Annotated in this window: 14 protein-coding genes and 1 pseudogene; 6 read left to right on the top strand and 9 right to left on the bottom strand. The window is 72.8% G+C overall.

What is annotated here, in order from left to right:
• Positions 1-152 precede the first annotated feature (152 nt).
• Positions 153-1169 (top strand): hypothetical protein, encoded by a 1017-nt coding sequence (locus tag ACSRUE_RS37085; protein ID WP_441287694.1) that lies wholly within the window; start codon positions 153-155, stop codon positions 1167-1169.
• Positions 1170-1288: 119 nt separating this feature from the next.
• Positions 1289-2569 carry a sigma 54-interacting transcriptional regulator gene (locus ACSRUE_RS37090; protein WP_441287695.1) on the top strand — a complete coding sequence of 427 codons (1281 nt, stop codon included), beginning with the start codon at positions 1289-1291 and terminating at the stop codon, positions 2567-2569.
• Positions 2570-2661: 92 nt separating this feature from the next.
• Here the strand turns inward: ACSRUE_RS37090 and ACSRUE_RS37095 are convergent, their stop codons facing one another.
• The 3 genes from ACSRUE_RS37095 to ACSRUE_RS37105 form a co-directional block, all read right to left on the bottom strand.
• A complete protein-coding gene (locus ACSRUE_RS37095; protein ID WP_441287696.1) occupies positions 2662-4644 on the bottom strand; it encodes an RCC1 domain-containing protein in 1983 nt (660 codons plus the stop codon).
• A gap of 320 nt (positions 4645-4964) precedes the next feature.
• Complete coding sequence (locus tag ACSRUE_RS37100; RefSeq protein WP_441287697.1) at positions 4965-5366, bottom strand: YciI family protein; 402 nt, start codon at positions 5364-5366, stop codon at positions 4965-4967.
• A 272-nt stretch (positions 5367-5638) separates the two neighbouring features.
• Positions 5639-6553 carry a helix-turn-helix domain-containing protein gene (locus ACSRUE_RS37105; protein WP_441287698.1) on the bottom strand — a complete coding sequence of 305 codons (915 nt, stop codon included), beginning with the start codon at positions 6551-6553 and terminating at the stop codon, positions 5639-5641.
• Positions 6554-6676: 123 nt separating this feature from the next.
• On the opposite strand from ACSRUE_RS37105, the gene ACSRUE_RS37110 reads away from it, so the two are divergent.
• Positions 6677-7282, top strand: coding sequence for an ATP-dependent Clp protease proteolytic subunit (locus ACSRUE_RS37110; protein ID WP_437768871.1), 606 nt, complete (start codon positions 6677-6679; stop codon positions 7280-7282).
• A 53-nt stretch (positions 7283-7335) separates the two neighbouring features.
• Here the strand turns inward: ACSRUE_RS37110 and ACSRUE_RS37115 are convergent, their stop codons facing one another.
• The 5 genes and pseudogenes from ACSRUE_RS37115 to ACSRUE_RS37135 all read right to left on the bottom strand — a co-directional run bounded on the left by ACSRUE_RS37115 (position 7336) and on the right by ACSRUE_RS37135 (position 13639).
• Positions 7336-7713 carry a hypothetical protein gene (locus ACSRUE_RS37115; protein ID WP_441287699.1) on the bottom strand — a complete coding sequence of 126 codons (378 nt, stop codon included), beginning with the start codon at positions 7711-7713 and terminating at the stop codon, positions 7336-7338.
• A 390-nt stretch (positions 7714-8103) separates the two neighbouring features.
• A complete protein-coding gene (locus ACSRUE_RS37120) occupies positions 8104-8373 on the bottom strand; it encodes a sensor histidine kinase (RefSeq protein ID WP_441287700.1) in 270 nt (89 codons plus the stop codon).
• Between the two features lie 289 nt (positions 8374-8662).
• Positions 8663-9112, bottom strand: a pseudogene (locus tag ACSRUE_RS37125) (GAF domain-containing protein); the annotation flags it as partial.
• Entirely contained in the window at positions 9030-11168 is a 2139-nt protein-coding gene (locus ACSRUE_RS37130) for a bifunctional serine/threonine-protein kinase/formylglycine-generating enzyme family protein (RefSeq protein WP_441287701.1), read from the bottom strand. The pseudogene ACSRUE_RS37125 and the gene ACSRUE_RS37130, both read right to left, overlap by 83 nt.
• Before the next feature lie 89 nt (positions 11169-11257).
• Positions 11258-13639 (bottom strand): glycoside hydrolase family 9 protein, encoded by a 2382-nt coding sequence (locus tag ACSRUE_RS37135; RefSeq protein ID WP_441287702.1) that lies wholly within the window; start codon positions 13637-13639, stop codon positions 11258-11260.
• Positions 13640-13957: 318 nt separating this feature from the next.
• Here ACSRUE_RS37135 and ACSRUE_RS37140 point away from each other — a divergent pair, with 318 nt between their 5' ends.
• Positions 13958-14224 (top strand): hypothetical protein, encoded by a 267-nt coding sequence (locus tag ACSRUE_RS37140; RefSeq protein WP_437768879.1) that lies wholly within the window; start codon positions 13958-13960, stop codon positions 14222-14224.
• Positions 14225-14512: 288 nt separating this feature from the next.
• Here the strand turns inward: ACSRUE_RS37140 and ACSRUE_RS37145 are convergent, their stop codons facing one another.
• Positions 14513-15790, bottom strand: coding sequence for a metallophosphoesterase (locus ACSRUE_RS37145; protein WP_441287703.1), 1278 nt, complete (start codon positions 15788-15790; stop codon positions 14513-14515).
• A 326-nt stretch (positions 15791-16116) separates the two neighbouring features.
• Between ACSRUE_RS37145 and ACSRUE_RS37150 the strand changes: the two genes are divergently transcribed.
• Both ACSRUE_RS37150 and aroE read left to right on the top strand, forming a co-directional pair.
• Positions 16117-17019, top strand: a complete 903-nt coding sequence (locus ACSRUE_RS37150) for a bestrophin family protein (RefSeq protein ID WP_441287704.1) — start codon at positions 16117-16119, stop codon at positions 17017-17019.
• 131 nt (positions 17020-17150) lie between these two features.
• Complete coding sequence (aroE, locus tag ACSRUE_RS37155) at positions 17151-17975, top strand: shikimate dehydrogenase (protein ID WP_441287705.1); 825 nt, start codon at positions 17151-17153, stop codon at positions 17973-17975.
• The last annotated feature ends 1 nt before the right edge of the window (position 17976 follow it).

Raw genomic sequence — 17976 nt, forward strand, 5'->3', positions numbered from 1 at the left:
ACGTGGCGTGATCGCGATCGCGATCGGCGGCGCCGGGCGCGATCGCGATCGCCCGCTCGCGCCGAATCATGGGCCTAAGTTGCTGAATTTACGTCGGATATCGTCGGCACGCGGGCTGCTACGGGGGCGCTCGGAGAGGAGCCCCGATGTCGATGATGACCCGAAATACCTCCGATACGTCCGTCACGTTCTCCCTCGCGGAGCTCGCGAAGCTCGAGGAGGCGCGCGTGCGGGAGGAGCACCTCCAGCGCGCGAGAGCGCGCGAGAAGGAAGCCCGCGAGCAGCGCGAGGAGGAGGCGCGACGGCGCGCGGCGGATGCGGCGCGGGCCGCGACCGAGGCAGAGACGCAGGCGCGGCGCGAGCGGGAGCAGGCCGAGGCGGAGGCGCGCGAGGAAGCGCGGGCGCGGGCGGCGCTCGAGGTGGCGCGCATCGAGGCCGAGGCGAGGGCGCGCCTCGATGCGGAGAACGCGGCGCGCGCGCACGAGCTGGCCGTCGTCCGCGCGCGCGCCGAGGGACGGCGCCGCAGCCTGACGCACGCGCTCGCCGCCGCGCTCGGCCTCGCGCTGTGCGGCGGCGCAGCGGCGGCCTTCGGGGTCGCGCAGCACGTGGCGGGCCTGGAGCGCGAAGCCCAGCGGCTCCGCGATGCACAGGCGGCGCTGGCAGACGAACGCGAGAGCGCCAGGGCGGCCGAGCTCGCGGCCCTCGACCGGCGCCACGCTGCGCTGCGCGGCCGGCCCCTCGCCCGCGACGCCGAGGAGGCAGCAGCGACCGCGGAGGCGGCGCGGAGCGCCCTCGATCCGCGGGCGCTGGACCACAGCCGGCTGCGGGCGTTCGGGGACGCGCTCGACGCGCTGGAGACACGGCTCGACGCGCTCGAGAGGATCGCGGCGCTCGATCGGCGCCACGCCGACCTCGCCGCATGGGCCGCCGAGCGGCGGCGGCCCGAGGCCACGGCGGCGGCCCAGGTCGCCGCGGCGCGCGCGAGGACGCCCGGCGCCGACGAGGGCGCGCTCCGGGCTTACGAGAGCGCGCTCGCCCACCTGCGGGAGGCGCTCGCCCGACCTGCGGCGTCGGGACCGCGACCGCCGGTGGGGGTGGAGGGGCCCCAGCAGCCCAAGTGCACGAACCCGGGAGACCCGATGTGCGGGTTCGACGGGCGGTCTCTCTGAGGCGCTGAAGCCGCGCTTCTCTGCGGGAAGCTCCGCCGAGCTCCGGGCGAACGACATCACCGTCTCCCCCCAGCGCGGCGCTTCCACGCTCCGGAGGCGCATGGCACCCTGCGAGGAGAATGGCCAAGGACGTGTCGAGCACCGTCGAGCACCGGAGCCCGGTGCGGCCCGAGGCCGGGAGGCGGCGGCCAGCGCTGGTGTGCGCGTTCCCGCGGCCCATGGCGTTCGCGCTGCCCGACTCCGGGACCGTCATCGGCCGCGCCTGGCTCGCCGAACGCGGCCTCGCCGACGCGGAGGTGTCAGGCAAGCACCTGCGGATCGATCGCGCCGGCGGCGCGCTGCGCGTCGCGGACGTCGGGTCGCGCAACGGCACGTGGGTGAACGGGTCGAGGCTCGCGCCGCGCGACCTCACTCCGCTCGACGACGGGGCGGTGCTGAGGCTCGGGCGCGTCCTGTTCGTCTTCCGCGAGGAGCTCCTCGGCCCGCTCGATCCGGCGCCGCCCGTGGGCGGGCTCGTCGGGCCGTACGGCCTGCGCGCCGTGGCGCAGCCCCTCGAGGGCCTGCCGCGGAGCCGCCCCGGCAACGTGCTCATCGAAGGAGAGACGGGCGCGGGCAAGGAGCTCGTCGCGCGCGCCACCGCGGCGGCGCTCGGGCGCGCGGCGCCGTTCGCGGCGGTGAACGTGGCCGGCGTCGCCCGCGGCGTGTTCGAGTCCCAGATGTTCGGTCACGTGGCGGGGGCGTTCTCGGACGCGCGCAACGCCGCGCCCGGGATCGTCGTGGCCCACGACGGCGGGACGCTGTTCCTCGACGAGATCGGGGAGCTCGATCCCGATCTCCAGGCGAAGCTGCTGCGGCTCCTGGAGAACCGCGAGGTGCTGCCGGTCGGGGCGCAGCGGCCGGTCCACGTGAACGTGCTGGTCGTCGCCGCGACCCACAGGGACCTCGAGGAGATGGTGGAGCGCGGGGCGTTCCGGCGCGACCTGTTCGCGCGGCTCGCGATGGCGCGCATCCACGTGCCGGCGCTCCGCGAGCGGCGCGAGGACCTCTTCAGCGTGGCGTGCGAGCTCGCGCGGCGCGCGGGCGTCGCGCTCCCGGTTGAAGCGGTGGAGGTCGAGGCGATGGAGCGGCTGCTGCTCGATCCCTGGCCGAGCAACGTGCGCGGGCTCGACGCGGCCCTCGCGGAGGTGCGCCGCCTCGATCACGAGCCCGGGCTGCGGCTGTGGGCGGTCGAGGAGGTGCTGGGGAAGGCGCCGGACGACCAGAAGACCGCGCTCACGCAGGCGCGCGTCGAGTCCGCCCTCGCGGCCGCCGGGGGCAACGTGACGTCGGCCGCGGAGCGGCTCGGCGTCTCGCGCGGCAAGCTGCTGCGCTTCCGCAAGCGCACGCAGCAAGGGGAGTGATCACGCGTGGTTCCGTGTGTAGGAAATCCCGTCAGAAGGATCGGTCGATGACGAGCGGCGGCCGGGAACAGGCTGGCTCGGCAACACCGCGCTCACCAGTGCGGCCACACCTCCACCGGGACCTCGACGGACGATCCTACATCGTGGTAGCCGAGCTGCCCGCTGTCGTTGTCGCCCCAGGCCCAGCGGGTCCCGTCGGCGCGCAGCGCCAGCGCGTGCATGTCGCCCGCGGCGATGGCGGTGATCTGGTCGAGGAGCACGGGCACCGGGGTGGGATGCGGCTGCCACCCCGAATAGCCCGGGTTGCCGAGCTGCCCGCTGCCGTTGCGCCCCCAGGCCCGGGCGGTGCCGTCCGACCGCAGCGCCAGCGAGTGCCCCATCCCCGCGGCGATCGCGGTCACCGCGTCGAGCTCCGCGACGGGCACCGGCACCGCGCTGTCGGCCGCCACGCCCTGCCCGAGCTGGCCCTCGGACCCCTCGCCCCAGGCCCGCACGGTGCCGTCCGAGCGCAGCGCCAGCGAGTGCCAGGTCCCCGCGGCCACCGCGATCGCCCCGTCGAGCCCCGAGACCTGCACCGGGACCGCGCTGTCGGCCGACGCGCCGTCGCCGAGCTGCCCCTGCGATCCCTCGCCCCAGGCCCACACCGTGCCGTCGGAGAGCACGGCCAGCGCGTGGAGGTCGCCCGCCGCGATGGCGACGACGTTGCTCAGGCCGGGCACGGGCGCCGGGGTCGCGCGCCAGCCGACGGTGCCGTCCCCGAGCTGGCCGGAGGAGCTATCGCCCCAGGTCCAGACCGTGCCGTCCGACCGCAGCGCCATCGAGTGATATCGCCCCGCCGCCACGTCGATCACCTGGTCGAGGCCGGGCACCACGCCGAGATCGGGGATGGTCGTGGTGGTCCCGAGCTGGCCGCCGTAGTTGGTGCCCCAGGCCCGGACGGTGCCGTCCGCGAGCAGGGCCAGCGAGTGCCCGTAACCCGCGGCGACGTCGGTCACGCCGCTCAGCTCCTGGACGAAGAACGGATCTCCATAGACCCCGGCGTTCCGGTAGACGCTGACCTGGTAATCGCCGTTGTCGCCCCAGCCCCAGATCGTGCCGTCGGAGCGCACCGCGAGCGAGTGCGCGCTCCCCGCCGCCAGCGTCACCGGCGCGCAGGCGGGGTTCACCAGCCCGTCGCAGTTCTCGTCCTGGGGGCTCGTGCACCACTCCACCTCGTCGGGCACCCTCTGGCCGGTGCACCAGCCATAGCCCGTGCCCTGCGCGTTGCAGGTGCGCACGCCCGCGTGGCAGACGCCCACGCCCTCGGTCCCCGCGGGGCCCTGGTAGCACGGCACGGTCGACCCCGGGACGCAGACGCACCCCGCGCCCTCCTCGTTGGCCTGCCCATCGCAATCGTCGTCCGCGGCGCTCGTGCACGTCTCGACCGAGGGCAGCACCTCGCCCGTGCAGGCCTCGTAGCCCGTCCCCAGCGCGTTGCAGGTCTGCGTGCCCGCGTGGCAGGCGCCCACGCCCTCGGTGCCCACGGGGCCGCCATAACAAGGCTGCGCCGATCCCGGGACGCAGGCGCACCCCGCGTCCTCCTCGTTGACCTGCCCGTCGCAATCGTCGTCGGTGATCGTGCCGCACGCCTCGGCCGAGGGCAGGACCTCGCCGGTGCACGGGCCATAGCCCGAGCCCAGCGCGTCGCAGATCATGAAGCCCGCCGCGCAGGCGCCCACGCCCTGGGTGCCGGCCGGGCCGGTGTAGCAAGACGCCAGGGCGCCGGGCTGGCAGAACGTGCTGGGCTCTCCCCCGCCCTGCCCGCCGGCCCCATCGCCGCCCTGCCCCCCCGCGCCGCCCTGCCCGCCGTCGCCGCCCTGCCCCGCGCCTCCGGCGCCGTCGCCGCCCTGCCCCGCGCCCCCGGCGCCGTCGCCGCCCTGGCCGCCCTGGCCCTCGCCGCCGTGACCGCCGCTGCTCGTCGTGGTGCTGGAGCCCGTGGGCCCCGGCTTCGGCTCCTCGGCGCTGTTCTCGCAACCCGCGCTGGCCGCGGCCAGCCAGGTGCCGAGCATCACTGCCGGGATCTTCAACGTTCGCATGAATTTCCGCTCTCCGTTCAGGTGGGCGCGGACAGAGCAAGACGGGAGCCAGCGCTCGAGGCCTCCTGGACAGGCGTGAGATCCCGGGGGAAATACCCGGCAAGCAAGGTGTTGCTTGCGCCGAGTCTGCTCAACTTGAGCAGACTCGGACCAGTCCGCCATCTCCCCGAGGAGGTGCAGCCATCTCCTTCGCTGCGTGCAAGGTGAAGCCATCGAGCGCAGCGCACAGCGGCTTGTCGTACGCGAGCGCGCTCGGACAATACGACGAGAGCCCGCGGAGCGCAGCAGGCGCTCGGCGCGGGCGTCCAGCGAGGGTGAGCTCACAGGAGCTCTTTGGGGAGCTCGCTCCCGCTCATCACCTGCCGCACCGCGATGGCCATGTTGAGCGGCTCGCCGCCGCGCCCGGGCGCGGCGGACGCCTGCGCGGCGAGCTCGTAGGCGCGCTCGGGGCTCACGACGTCCACCACCCAGAAGCCGGCGAGGAACTCCTTGGCCTCGGGGAACACGCCGTCGGTGACGGGCTTGCCGTCCTCGCCGGCGCGCACGAGCCTGGCCTGGTCAGGCGAGGTCAGCGCCTCGATCCCCACGAGCTCGCCCGACTCGCGGAGCTCCTGGTTGAAGCTGTTCAGGAACGCGAGGTGCGCCTGCAGGTCCTTCGGCGGCCAGCTCATCAGCTCGTAGGGCTCTCGGGTCGGCACGTGCATCATCAGGAGGTATTTCATCGTCAGCTCCCTTTCAGCGCGCGCGCCCCGCGTCGGGCGCGCGTTCACCGAGGAGTCGGAGCCCAGGCGGCGTTCTCGACATCGCGGAGGACGATACTCGAAGAATTTCTTGGCGGCTGGCAGATGACATGGGGAGGAGGAAGACCTGCCCCCCACATGAGAACAGCCCTCCACGCCGAGGGCTCCGTACCGTGCTCCTCGTGTCGCTCCACGGCGCACCTCGAGCGGCGAGCCGGCCAGCTGCGGGCTCCCGCTCCGCCCAGGCGGAGCGCTCACGCCGCCGCGCGGACCGGCGGCAGGCCGAACGCGGCCCCCTCGGAGCGGCTGCGCCGGCGGAACGCGCCCGGCGCCTCGCCCGTGTGCCGCTTGAACGCGCGGCTGAACGCGAACTCCGAGTCGTACCCGACCTCGGCCGCCACGGCGGCCAGCGAGCCGTCGCCCTCGGCGAGCAGCTCGGCCGCCCGCTGCATGCGCAGCTCGGCGAGGTAGCGGAGCGGCGGGACCCCCAGCTCGGCGAGGAACCGCCGCGCCAGCGCGGCGCGGGAGAGCCCCGCCGCCTTCGCGAGCGCCTCGACGCTCCAGCGCTCGGCCGGCTTCTCCTGCATGAGCCGGAGCACGCGCGCGACGCGACGGTCGAAGGCGCGCGCGACGCGACGGTCGAGCGCGCGCGACGCGCGCCCTTCGCGCGCCTGCTCGTGGCAGTGCAGCGCGTAGGCGAGCAGCGGCTCGAGGAGCGAGCGCGCCAGCTGCGCCTGCCCCGGGGAAGCCTCCGCGAGCGCGGCGCGCAGCAGGCCCACGACCGCAGAGAGCCCCGGCGCGCGCCGCACCTCGCCGGCAGGCAGGTGGACCACGGGCGCGAGCGAGGCGAGCGCCCCGCCGGGCGCGGCGGCGTAGGTCGCCGAGATCAGCTCCGGCTCGGCGGGAGCGCGCCCGGGCGGCGGCGCGACGCAGCGGAGGCTCTGCTCGCGGGGCCCCGCGCCGCGCGGGCCGAACCCGAGGAGCACAACGTCGCCGGCGTCGAGCTCCAGGGCGCACACGCCGTCCTGCGAGAGGCGAAAGGCGCCCTGCACGACCACGTGGAGGCTCGGCGGATCGCCCGCGCCCGCGCGCCAGGGCGCGCCAGGATGGCCGTGGTGCCGGGAGACCACCACGCCGCGGGGAAGCAGCCGCTCCATCTCGTCCGCCATGCCCCATGGTTGCCCGCGCCGAGGCCGCTCGTCCAGCGCTCGCTCGCGGATCGAGACGCGCGAGCATGACTCCGCGCCTCGCGGTCATGGCGCGCGGGCGAGGGCCGCCGGAAACTCGGGGCCATGACACGCCTCGATTCCACGCCGGATTCCACGCCGAACGAAGAGCCGCACCCCCGCGCGCTGTCCGAGAGGGTCCAGAGCAGCCTGCTGAGGAGCCGGACCGTCCTGATCTTCGGGGAGATCACCAGCGAGCTGGCGCAGGTGACCACCGCGCAGCTCCTCGCCCTCGCGAGCGATGATGGCGAAAGGCCGATCCGGATCCTGATCCACTCGCCGGGCGGGCACGTGGAGTCGGGGGACACGATCCACGACGTGATTCGCTTCATCCGGCCCGAGGTCAAGGTGATCGGCACCGGCTGGGTCGCCAGCGCGGGCGCGCTGATCTTCGTCGCCGCGCGGCGGGAGAACCGGTTCGCGCTCCCGAACACGCGCTTCCTCCTGCACCAGCCGCTCGGCGGCGTGCGCGGCCCCGCGTCGGACATCGAGATTGAGGCGGCCCAGATCATGGCCGCGCGCGATCGGCTCAACCGCATCTTCGCGGAGGCGACGGGGCAGGCGCCCGCGAAGATCGCGCACGAGACCGAGCGCAACCTGTGGATGACGGCGCGCGAGGCCCAGGAGTACGGCCTCGTGCATCGCATCGTCGAGAGCGCGCTGGAGGTCTGAGCGCGCCCGGGCGGCCCCCGTCGGCGCGGTGACGCCGGGGCGCGCGACGTCGCCTACAGAGGGGCGAGCGTGCACGCACCGCGGGCGCAGACGGGCCTGGACGCGAGGCACGCAGGCGTGCCGTAGGGGCAGCCCATCCTCCGATGCTCGCGACATACGGTCGCGTCGAGGTGGACGATGAGGCGCCTCATCTGCTGGACGCCCGCCCGGTTGACCACCTCACCACAGGTGCCGCCGCAGTCGGTGCTCGTATCGACGATGGCGCAATCGTTGTCGGTACGGCATGCCTGGTAAGCGGCCCGGACACGCTCCACCTGGCCGGAGGCGCGGGCATGCAGCTGCTGACAGGCCTTCCAGTCCACCTCTCTCTCGTCCTCCGTGCGTTCCATCGTGTCGGTGAAGCCCGCGATCGCGAGCCCGAATGAAGCCATGGCAAAGAGCGCAGAGATCCCCAGACGAGTCCGGTTCGTTTTCATGCTGCCTCCATCGCGCGCATGCTCGTGGTCGCCGGCGACGCGGGCGCACCGCGCGGCGACTCGCCTGTCATGAGGCTCCCCCCGCGGGAACGGAAGGCGCTCGACGGCGTGTGCCCCGGCGCAACCTGGGCGGGCAGGAAGTCCAAGCGCTTTTGTGGATGTCAGGAAATCATGCTTCTTTTCCATGCTCGTCGCTGCCTGACTATCCGCCGATTGGTCAACCGAGCGCGTCGGCGGGGCGCCTCCGGATCCACCCACCAGCGATCCGAAGAGAGATGTCACCGCAAAGCCGCAAAAAAGAACAGAGTCGTGCCGTGATGCGTGGGAGCTTCAGCGCCGGGAAGGCTATGCTGCCTCCGCGGGTCGAGCCGCCGGAAACCACAGCCGGAAGGTCGAGCCCTGGCCCGGCGGGCTCTCCACGGCGATGCTGCCGCCGTGCGCCTCCATCAGCCCCTTGACGATGTAGAGGCCCAGGCCGAGCCCCGTGTTCTTCTCGCGCGCCCGCGGGGCCTGGAAGAAGCGATCGAACAGCCTGCCCAGATCCGCCGCCGCGATCCCCGGGCCGCGATCCTCGACCGTCAGCGCCGCGCCTCCCGACTCCGGACGGAGGGTCACGCGGATCGGCGAGCCGGCACCGGAGTATGAAGTCGGAGAGCCCGGTGCCCTCGGCGTCGAGCACACCCAGGGCGCCGTAACGGGCGCGGGTCAGCTCGCAGGCCTGCTCCACCAGGCGGCGCAGCAGCGCGCGCAGGGGCATGGCGGCCTCGATGTCCATGGCCACGTCGCGGAGCAAGCGCAGCCGGCGGGCCTCGCGGCGCTCGGCGTCGCGCAGCCGCGCTTGCCGCAGCCCGAGCGCGCAGGCGCCCGCCACGCCCCGGAGCAAGCGGCGCTCGATCCGGCTGAGTTTCCCCGGCTTGCGCCGCGCGAGCCCCAGCACCCCGACACGCTCGCCCCCTGCGCTCAGCGGGAACGCCGCCACCGCGTGGAGCCCGAGCTCGAGCAGGCGCAGGGTGCCGCGGAAGGCGCCCTCTGGCACATCCTCGATGCGCGCGACCTCCTGGATGTCGCCGGTCTCGATGGCCAGCGCCATGACGCTGGCAGCCAGGTTCAGGTTGTCAACGACTCCACGATCATGCGGAAGCTCTTGGTGCGCCCGCGGGCGACCGTCGAGGTCACGCCGGCAGCGAGCGCTGGGCGCATCGAGATCGAGGACGTGAGGTCGAGCGGCGGCTCCGCCAGGTCGCGCTCGGCAGGAGCTCCGACCCGCGGACCTACGGTGCCTTGGCGCAGCGGAAGCCGATGCTCCAGCCGCGCGCCGTGGAGGCGCTCGGGCGGCGGTGCGCGGAGCGCACATACTGGCTCTCGACCGTATCCCACCCGCCGCCGCGGAGCACACGGCGGGAGTCGTCGCAATCGTCCCTGTCGTAGGGGCAATAATGGCTCTCGGTCCACTCCCAGACGTTGCCGGCCAGGTCCAGGGCGCCGACGGGCGATTTCCCGGCCGGCGATCGTCCGACGGGGGCGGTCGCCGGGGCCGCGTCGCCGTCGTTGTACATGCGAGGCCACGGCCCCTTCCCCACCTTCTCGAGCCGCTCCGTCAGCATCCGGCTGCACTCGGGCCCGCAGGCGTTGAGGCGCTCGCCCGAGGGAGGCGCGTGGCCCCAGGGGTAGGTCCATGCGTCCTTGCCGCGCGCCGCGAGCTCCCACTCCGCCTCGGTGGGCAGCCGCTTGCCGGAGGCGGCGCAATACGCCTTCGCCTGGTACCAGTTGACGCAGTTGACGGGGTGGTCCGGCGCCTCGGGGCCGTTGCAGAACTGGCTCCAGAAGGAGCGGCCGCTGGGCGTCAGCCCCTCCGACTCGACGGTTCGCTGCGGGCGATCGCAGGCCTTGCAGTCCGAGTAGGCCTTCACCGTCACCTCGGTGACGTCGAGGCAAAACCGACTCACGGTCACGCCATGTCGCGGGGTCTCGTCGCTGGGCGTCTCCGCGTCCGCGTCGGAGCCCATCTGGAACTCGGTGCCTTCGACGAGCACCATGCCGGCCGGGCAGCTGCCCGATCCGGCCGACGGCGCGCGCAGGAAGAGGTACACCCCCGCGCACGCGGCGCACGCGGCGGCGGCGAGCGGCGCCGCGCGGCGGAGGCGCCTTTCGCGCGCGCGCGAGCCGCCCCCGCGGCCCCGCGCCGCGGGCCGCTCCGCGGCGCGCTGGTGGAGCACGGTATGGCCGGCCGCGGTGTCGGGGACAGGGGCTGCCGTCACAGGGCCGCCCGCGAGCGTGCCTGAGCTCGCGAGCGCGCCTGATGGGACAGCCTCTCTCGCGCGCTCGTCGGCGCCGTGGGGCGCGCCCAGAAGGGCGACCGGCGCGGCCACGGTCGTGGCGAACGCGGCCGGGTGATGGCGGCCCGCGGGCGCGTCGACCTCCGCCGTCCGGGCCTCCAGGCTCAGAAAGGCATCGACCATCTCGCGCGCCGACTGGAATCGGCAGGTGGGATCGACGGAGAGCGCCTTGGAGAACCAGTCGTCGATCGACGCCGGCAGTCCTTTCCTCTGCTCGCTGGCGGGGCGGAACCTCCCCTTCAGGACCGCCGCGCCGACGGCGACGAACGAGCCGCCCTGGAACGGCAGCGCGCCGGTCAACGCCTCGTAGAGGATGACGCCGAGCGACCAGAGATCGGAGCGGAGATCGACGTCCTTGCTGCCCTCGAGCTGCTCGGGGCTCATGTACGGCGCCGATCCGATCACCATCCCGGTCTCGGTGAGCGCGGGGTTCGCCGCCGGCACCGCCGCGTCGCCCGCCACCTTCGCGACGCCGAAGTCCAGCACCTTGACGAAGAGCGGATATCCCTGGCCCCCCTCCGTGATGAAGACGTTGTGGGGCTTGATGTCGCGGTGCACGATGCCGAGCTCGTGGGCGCTCTCGAGCGCGCTCCCCACCTGCCGCGCGAGCGACCTCGCGGTGGCGAAGCTGAGGCGGCCGCCGCGCTCGAGGAGCTCCGCCAGCGAGAACCCGCGCAGGAGCTCCATCACGAGGTACGGCACGGCGCCGTCGACGACGCCGTAGTCCATGACCTGCACCACGTGGGGGTGCGCGATCCGCGCCGTGGCCCTCGCCTCGCGCTGGAAACGCGCGACGAGGGCAGGACGCTCCGCCGCCCGCTCGGGGCGGATGAACTTCACCGCGACGTCGGTGTCGAGGGCGAGGTGCCGCGCCGCCCACACGACGCCCATCCCGCCCTGCCCGAGAGGCCTCAGCAGGTGCAGCTTGTCCGCGATGACGGCGTCGGGTCGAAGCTCCACGAGGACCGGGCGATGGTACCACCAGCGCGCCGGCGGCTGCACCGCGGCCGGCGGGAGCCTGCCGTCAGGTGGTGGGGGAGCTCCCCCGCCCTGCCGGAAGGAGAGAACCGCCAAGGCGCCACAAGACGCCAAGATTCTTGTATTTCACTTGGCGTCCTTGGCGCGCTTGGCGGTTCAAACGGCCCCGCCTTCGGCCAGCGCGGCTACAGCTTCGCCTTCTCGTCGAGGAAGCCGGTGACCCACGCGAACGGCGCGTTCCAGTTGATCGTGATCTCGTTCACGCTCCAGGCCTCGATGTGGTCCACGAAGCACCGCTGCGGGACGCACCCCTTGAGGCCGGCGCTCTGGGCGTGGGGATCCTGGAGCGAGGAGTTCGGGCCGCCGGAGACGGCGCCGGGCGGCGCCTTCGGGTACTTGCTGTTCGCCTGGTGCGACCAGAACCGGTGGTGCGGGTTCTCGAGCGGCTTGTCGCCGTAGCCGGTCACGTACGACTGCCCGAGCGGGTTGCGCCCGAGGAGGTAGTCCATGCCCAGCACCACGCCGTCGAGGTACTTCGGCTGCTTGGTGAAGTCGTGGGCGAGCGCCACCACGACCATGTTGTTCAGCACGCCCGAGTTCGAGCCCCAGTCGTACTTGCCTTCAGCCGTCCGAGCGATGAGCGTCCGGTATCCCTCCTTGTCGGCGATGGCGAGGTACTGGTCCGCCGCCTTCGCGATGCGGCCGCGGATCTCCTTCTGCCACGCCGCGTCCACGTGGCCGGGCACGATCGCCATCGAGATCTGGCCGAGCCCGTCGGTGACCCGCCAGTTCATCGACGCCGCGCCCCCCTCGATCTCCGTCGGGAAACGCGCGTTGAGCGGCGAGGCCTGCAGGAACTTCTTGTACTCCGGCTTCCCCGTCGTCACGAAGAGCTCCGCCGCGGCCCAGTAGAACTCGTCCTTGGCGTCCGTGTCGTCGTAGGGCCCGCCGCCCTTGTCGCCGCCGGGCGGCGCGTAGAGGGCCGGGTTCTGCTTCGCCGCCGCCCAGGCGCGCTCGGCGGCCTTCAGGCACTTGGCCGAGAACGCCGCGTCCACCGTCTTCCAGATGCGCGCGCACTGCGCCCCCGTGGCCGCGACGTTGAGCGTCGCCGCGGTGCTCGGCTTGTGGAGGAAGCGCGCGACCTTGTCCTCGTGCGGCGCGAGGCCGAGGCCCGTCCACGACTCGTCGTGCATCTTGTGGTGGACCATGCCGGCGAGCGGCTTGCCTTCCGGCACCTGCATGCCCATCAGGAACTCGAGCTCCCAGCGCGCCTCGTCGAGGATGTCGGGCACGCCGTTCTTGCCCTCGGGGATGTTGAGCTTGCCGTCCGCGAAGTCGGCGCTCGAGGCGCCGAGGTGCTTCGTGCGCTCGTACCAGTTGAGCAGGGTCCACACCGAGATGCCGCCGTTGACCACGTACTTGCCGTGATCGCCGGCGTCGTACCAGCCGCGGGACGCGTCGAGCGCATAGTCGCAGCCGCTGTCCTTCAGGCAGCGCGTGCTCTTGTCGTGGAGGTGCCCCGCCGGGCGCGCCAGCTCGGGCTTGCCGGCGAACGGCATCTTGATCTCGATGCCGCTCCGGTTGTGGTAGAAATACGCGAGCGCGTCGTACTTGAGCTTCTGGTAAAGGCCCGTTCCAATGTCGAACGGGAAGCTCTTCTCCTCCCCCACCTTGAGCACGTAGCCCTGGCCCGGCGCCTTGACGGCCGTGAAGTCGACGAGGTGGACGTGATCGCCGGAGGCGCCGTCCTTTCCGAAGACCTTGGTCTGGCCGTGGGCGACCGCCTTGCCGGAGGCGTCGAGCAGCTCCCACGCGACCGGCGCGGTCGCCGCGCTGTTCACGCTGGCGATCTTGATGGCGCCGGGCAAATACCCGACCTGGTTCACGGCGACCTTCGGCGCCGCGGCCTCGGTCACGGGCGCGGCGGCCTTGAACTGCGGGTCGTCCAGGCGGATGTCGTCGATGCAGACCTCGAACGGCTCCTTGGCCGACGCCATGGCGCCGCCGATGTGGAACGCGAGCTCCGCCGTGGCGTCATCGGCCTTCCCCATCGTGAACTTGCCGGAGAAGGTCTTGGGCTCTGTCCCGAGGATCACGGTGTCCGACCAGTACTCCTCGTAAGGCGGCCCCGACATGCCGACCTTCGGGCGCGCCTTCGTGGGCGAGGACGCCCAGGCCTTGTACTGAAGGGTGTAGCTGTGCCCCTTCTGGATCACCATCTCCCGGTGGCGGAACTGGGCGTCCCAGTTGTTTGACCCCTTGTTCGTCACCGTGACGCAATAGGCCCCCTTCTTCACCTCGGCGCTGCCCGCGCCAGGCGCGGTGAACGAGGTGGTCCAGGGCAGGCTCTTGTTGTCGTCGAAGTCGGACGCCTTGAGCAGGTTGGTCTGCGCGGGCCCTTCGCCACCCGCGGCGCTCGCGTCAGCGCCCGCGCCGGCAGGAGGGGCCACCCCCGCGCCGGGGCCCTGCGTGACCACGCATCCGGCGGTCAGCCCGAGCGCGAGCGCGAGCGCGGACACCCGCCCCGCTCGGGGGCGGATCGACTGCTTGAGAAAAAGGTCCTTCATAAGTCCTCGGTTCACGGCTGGGAGCAATCGGCGCATAGAAAGCGGCGATTCTGCCCGTCTTGTCAAGCGCAATCCGTACGGACGCGCGGGTTCGAGGCGTCGCGGCGGCCGTCCCGTCAGCGTTCGCCAGCCGGTCATGCGCGGCCTGCCATCACCCGCCATCCCGCGCGGCCCCGCGGCGCGCATCCGCCATCCCGCGCGATCTGCGGCGCGCGGAAGGCCCAGCAAGTTCGCGCTGGTACCCGTGGCGAGGCCGCACTAACCTCCGCCGCACCTCGCGCCGTACCAGGACGGCGATCGAGCACCCCAGGAGACGACATGGCAAAGCACAGCTTCTCAGTCCCCTTCAGCGGTTCCTCTCAAGACATCGTCTCGAAGGCCAAGGCGGCGATCGAGAAGGCCGGCGGCAAGTTCACGGGCAACGAGGGCAAGGGCGACTTCTCGGTGCCGACGCCGGCGGGGACCGTGAAGGGGACGTATGCCGTCTCGGCTCAGAGCTTCTCGGTGGACATCACGGACAAGCCCTTCATCGTGCCCGGCAGCGCGATCGAGTCCCAGGTGCGCAAGTTCCTCGAGACGGCCTGAGCCCTCATCGGGGCGCACGCCGGCGAGCGCGCCCGCCCCGGAGCGGGCGCGCGGCGGCGCGGAGCAGCGGGCGCGCGGCGGCGCGGAGCAGCGGGCGCGCGGCGGCGCGGAGCTGGAGCGCGGTGACATCGAGTCGCGACGGTCTGGTCACGGTGACGCTCGACGCGGCCGTGGACCAGACGCTGCTGAGCCATCCCTCTCTGGCTCGCTCAATCCCTGTCTTTTTCGCGCCTTTGCGTTGAAATCTGCTCCGTGACCGCCGCGTTCAAGGCGGCGGCGCCTCGCCCGTCAGACGCCGTCGCCGGCGAGGTGGACCTTGAGCACGCTCTCTTCCGCCGGCACGCCGAGCCGAAGGGGAAACCCGTAGTGTCCTGTCCCGCGGTGCACGTAGAGCCGATCGGGGCCGCGGGCCCACAGGCCATGATCGGGCATCTTCACGAAGAGCTGGAGGGCGGTCCAGGAGCCTCCGAGACTGACCAGGCCGAGCTGCCCGCCGTGGGTGTGGCCCGAAAGCACGAGATCACCCTCCCCCTCGCCGAGGTGGCGGAACGCGCCCGGATCGTGGAGCAGGACGAGCCGGAGCGCGCCGTTCATGCGCGGGTGACGGGCGCAGACCGCCGCCATGCGCTCGGCGCGATCGCGGTAATGGAAGTCCATCCCGAGGACCTGGACCGGCCCGGCGGCGGTCTCGACGAGCGCCGCGTCGTCCACGAGCAGGCGCGCCCCCGCGCGCTCCAGCGCGGTCGCGACGTGGCGGGGCGACTCGTGATCATGGTTGCCGTGGCACGCGAACACGCGCCCCTCCAGGGCGCGGAGCGGGGACAGGGCCTCGGCGAGGTGATCCGCGGTGTCCTGCGATTCCATCGTCAGGTAATCGCCGGTGAGCACGACGAGATCGGGATCGCGCTCCACCGCGCGCTCGCAGATGCCGCGGAGCCGAGCGACCGACATGAACGGACCGAGGTGCGGATCGGTGATCTGGACGATGCGGAGGGGCCGGCGCGCGCCGGGCGCCCCCTCGCGCGGGAGCGGGTGGCGGCGCAGCCCGTCGACGGGGGCGCGATCGACGACGAGCTCGATCTCCTCGCGGCGGGCGGTGAGCGACTGGAGGATACCGACGGCGGCGAGCGCGAAGGGCACCCAGAGGCCGTACGGCGTGGCCCCGAGCCCGCTCGCGATGGCCCACGGGAACGACAGGAAGATCGCCGCCACGAAGTAGGACGCGGGGATGCTCACGAGCGCCCGGTAGGCGAGCGGCCGCATCCGGGGGCGCGAGAGCAGGAAGAAATGCAGGTACACCGCGCCCTGGAGATACGCGAACCCCGGCGCGAGCGGGCCGACGTGGCCGAAGAGCGCGCACGAGATCAAGGTGTGGATGCCGAGCAGCACGCCGACGAACCGCGCGTAGAGCCCGCCCCGGCGGCGCCTCGCCGCTGCCACGACGACGAGCCAGGCCAGGGCGGAGGCCGCCCAGAACAGGACGATGGGGGACACGAACTTCAATCGGCGGCTCCAGGCGATCCAGGCGCACAGCACCACCGCGGTCTGCTCTGCCTGGACGGACACGGAGTGTCCCGCGTCCAGCGCGTCCGCGCCAGGCGCCGCCGGAGGCCGACCGCCGCGCCAGGCGCCGCCGGAGGCCGACCGCCTGGCGTGTGACGCGCGTGCGCCCGCGCCGCCCGGCGACGTTGCGGCACAGGCACCTCGCTGGTAGGGAGGCGCGATGCTCCGCTTCGTGAGCCACGCGCTGCGCGCGCTGGATCCCGGCGATCAGGGCGGCGATCCTGACAGGGCCACACGAGGATCGGCACGTTCGATGAGAGGCTGAGGCCTCTTCACGTCCATGGCTCCTTCCGGTGCTCCCGGAGGGCATCGCCACGAGGGTCGCCCCGATGATCCCCTACACCAGGCGCGCTTGGCTGCCGATGCTCGTCTCGCCGCGGGGCTCCCTGTCGCCGGGCGTGATGCGTCGCGTGCTCGCCTTCGGGGTCATCGCCGCCGCGCTCTGGCTCGCGCACAGGTTCGTCCCCCGCGTGTCGCTCTCGATCGGCATTCACGAGGTCGCCGGCGCGGTGATCGCGCTCATCCTCGCGTTCCGCACGAACACGGCCTATAACCGCTTCTGGGAGGGTCGCACCCTCTGGGGCTCGATCGTGAACGCGAGCCGCAACATCACGCGCATCGTGAACGCTCACGCCGCGGTGGACCCGGGCGCGGCGCGCGAGGTCGCCGTCTGGGTGGTGGTGTTCGTCCACGCCGCGCGGCGCTCGCTGCGCGGGCAGGCCGAGCGCCCGGAGATCGACCGGCTGCTCCCGGCGGAGCAGATCGAGGCCCTCTCGACGCACCCTCACCCGCCGCTCCGCGCGGCGCAGCAGGTCTCCGAGCGCCTCGCGGCCTTCGTCCGGGCCGGGAGCCTCGAGCGCAACATGGCGGTGTGCGCCGAGGAGCAGCTGAGCGTCCTCGTCAACTGCCTCGGGGGCTGCGAGCGCATCCTCAAGACCCCCACACCGCTCGGCTACATCCTGCTGCTCCAGCGGGGCGTGGCGCTCTACCTGGCCACGCTGCCCCTCGCCCTCGTCGAGGCGCTCGGGGTGCTGACGCCCGTCGTGACGATGCTGGTGGCGTATCCCGTCCTGATGATCGAGGCGCTCGGCGGGGAGCTCGACGACCCGTTCGGCCACGAGCCGAACGACCTGCCCCTCACGCGCATCTGCGACACCATCGAGCGCGACCTCCTGGGGTCGTCGCCGCTCAATCTGGTGATGGCGTCGAAGGCCGAGAGCTACCAGGACTGATCGCGGCGCGGCGATGGCGGCGCCTTTGGATCCGCGGAGGCGCCGCGCGCTCTTGGCAATTCGCTGGACACTATCGTAGATCTGCGGCGCTCGCGGGCGTGGCCCCGCGTCGCTGAGGCCTGGACGCACCCATGACCGACCGCTACGCCATCATCGGCAATCCCATCTCCCAGACCAAGTCGCCGGCGCTGCAGACCGCCTTTGCCAGGCAGTGCGGGCAGGACATGGTGTACGGCGCGATCCTCGGCGAGCTGGATGGCTTCGCCGCCGCCGTGCGCGAGTTCCAGAAGAGCGGCGGCAAGGGCATGAACATCACCATGCCCTTCAAGCTCGAGGCGTTTGCGCTGGCCGACGAGCTGACGCCGCGCGGCCGCGCCGCCGGAGCGATCAACATGTTCACGTTGCGCGCCGACGGCACCCTCCTCGGCGACAACACCGACGGCTTCGGCATCGTGCGCGACATCACCCATAACCTCGGCCGCCGCCTCGAGGGCGCGCGCGTGCTGCTCCTCGGCGCGGGCGGCGCGGTGCGCGGCACCTTGTTGCCGCTCTTCGATGAGCAGCCGGCCGAGATCTTCGTCGCCAACCGCACCGCCAGCAAGGCCGTGGAGCTCGCCGCCGAGTTCGGCCCGCATGCCGGCGCCGTCCAGCTCGCCGGCGGCGGCTTCGCCGACATCGCCGGGCGCTTCGACGTGATCATCAACGGCTCCGCCTCCTCCATGACCAACGAGGTGCCGCCCCTTCCCGCCGGCGTGTGGAGCGAGGGCTCGCTGGCCTACGACATGGCCTACAAGAAGGAACCGACCGCCTTCGTGCAGGCCGCACGCGCGGCCGGCGTGGGCCAGACCGCCGACGGCCTCGGCATGGTGGTCGAGCAAGGCGCCGAGTGCTTCACCCTGTGGCGCGGCATGCGGCCCGACACCGCGCCCGTGATCGCCGCGCTGCGGGGAGCCTGAG

Origin of the sequence: Sorangium sp. KYC3313 (genome assembly GCF_052075895.1) — a bacterium.
GTDB lineage: Bacteria > Myxococcota_A > Polyangia > Polyangiales > Polyangiaceae > Sorangium > Sorangium cellulosum_B.

What these genes read in the sequence shown, in the direction of transcription:
- ACSRUE_RS37150 (WP_441287704.1), top strand. Translation starts at nt 16,117, where the DNA reads ATGATCCCCTACACCAGGCGCGCTTGGCTGCCGATGCTCGTCTCGCCG.
- ACSRUE_RS37140 (WP_437768879.1), top strand. Translation starts at nt 13,958, where the DNA reads ATGGCAAAGCACAGCTTCTCAGTCCCCTTCAGCGGTTCCTCTCAAGAC.
- ACSRUE_RS37105 (WP_441287698.1), bottom strand. Translation starts at nt 6,553, where the DNA reads ATGGCGGACGAGATGGAGCGGCTGCTTCCCCGCGGCGTGGTGGTCTCC.
- ACSRUE_RS37115 (WP_441287699.1), bottom strand. Translation starts at nt 7,713, where the DNA reads ATGGCTTCATTCGGGCTCGCGATCGCGGGCTTCACCGACACGATGGAA.
- ACSRUE_RS37135 (WP_441287702.1), bottom strand. Translation starts at nt 13,639, where the DNA reads ATGAAGGACCTTTTTCTCAAGCAGTCGATCCGCCCCCGAGCGGGGCGG.
- ACSRUE_RS37085 (WP_441287694.1), top strand. Translation starts at nt 153, where the DNA reads ATGATGACCCGAAATACCTCCGATACGTCCGTCACGTTCTCCCTCGCG.
- ACSRUE_RS37095 (WP_441287696.1), bottom strand. Translation starts at nt 4,644, where the DNA reads ATGCGAACGTTGAAGATCCCGGCAGTGATGCTCGGCACCTGGCTGGCC.
- ACSRUE_RS37110 (WP_437768871.1), top strand. Translation starts at nt 6,677, where the DNA reads ATGACACGCCTCGATTCCACGCCGGATTCCACGCCGAACGAAGAGCCG.
- aroE (WP_441287705.1), top strand. Translation starts at nt 17,151, where the DNA reads ATGACCGACCGCTACGCCATCATCGGCAATCCCATCTCCCAGACCAAG.
- ACSRUE_RS37100 (WP_441287697.1), bottom strand. Translation starts at nt 5,366, where the DNA reads ATGAAATACCTCCTGATGATGCACGTGCCGACCCGAGAGCCCTACGAG.
- ACSRUE_RS37090 (WP_441287695.1), top strand. Translation starts at nt 1,289, where the DNA reads ATGGCCAAGGACGTGTCGAGCACCGTCGAGCACCGGAGCCCGGTGCGG.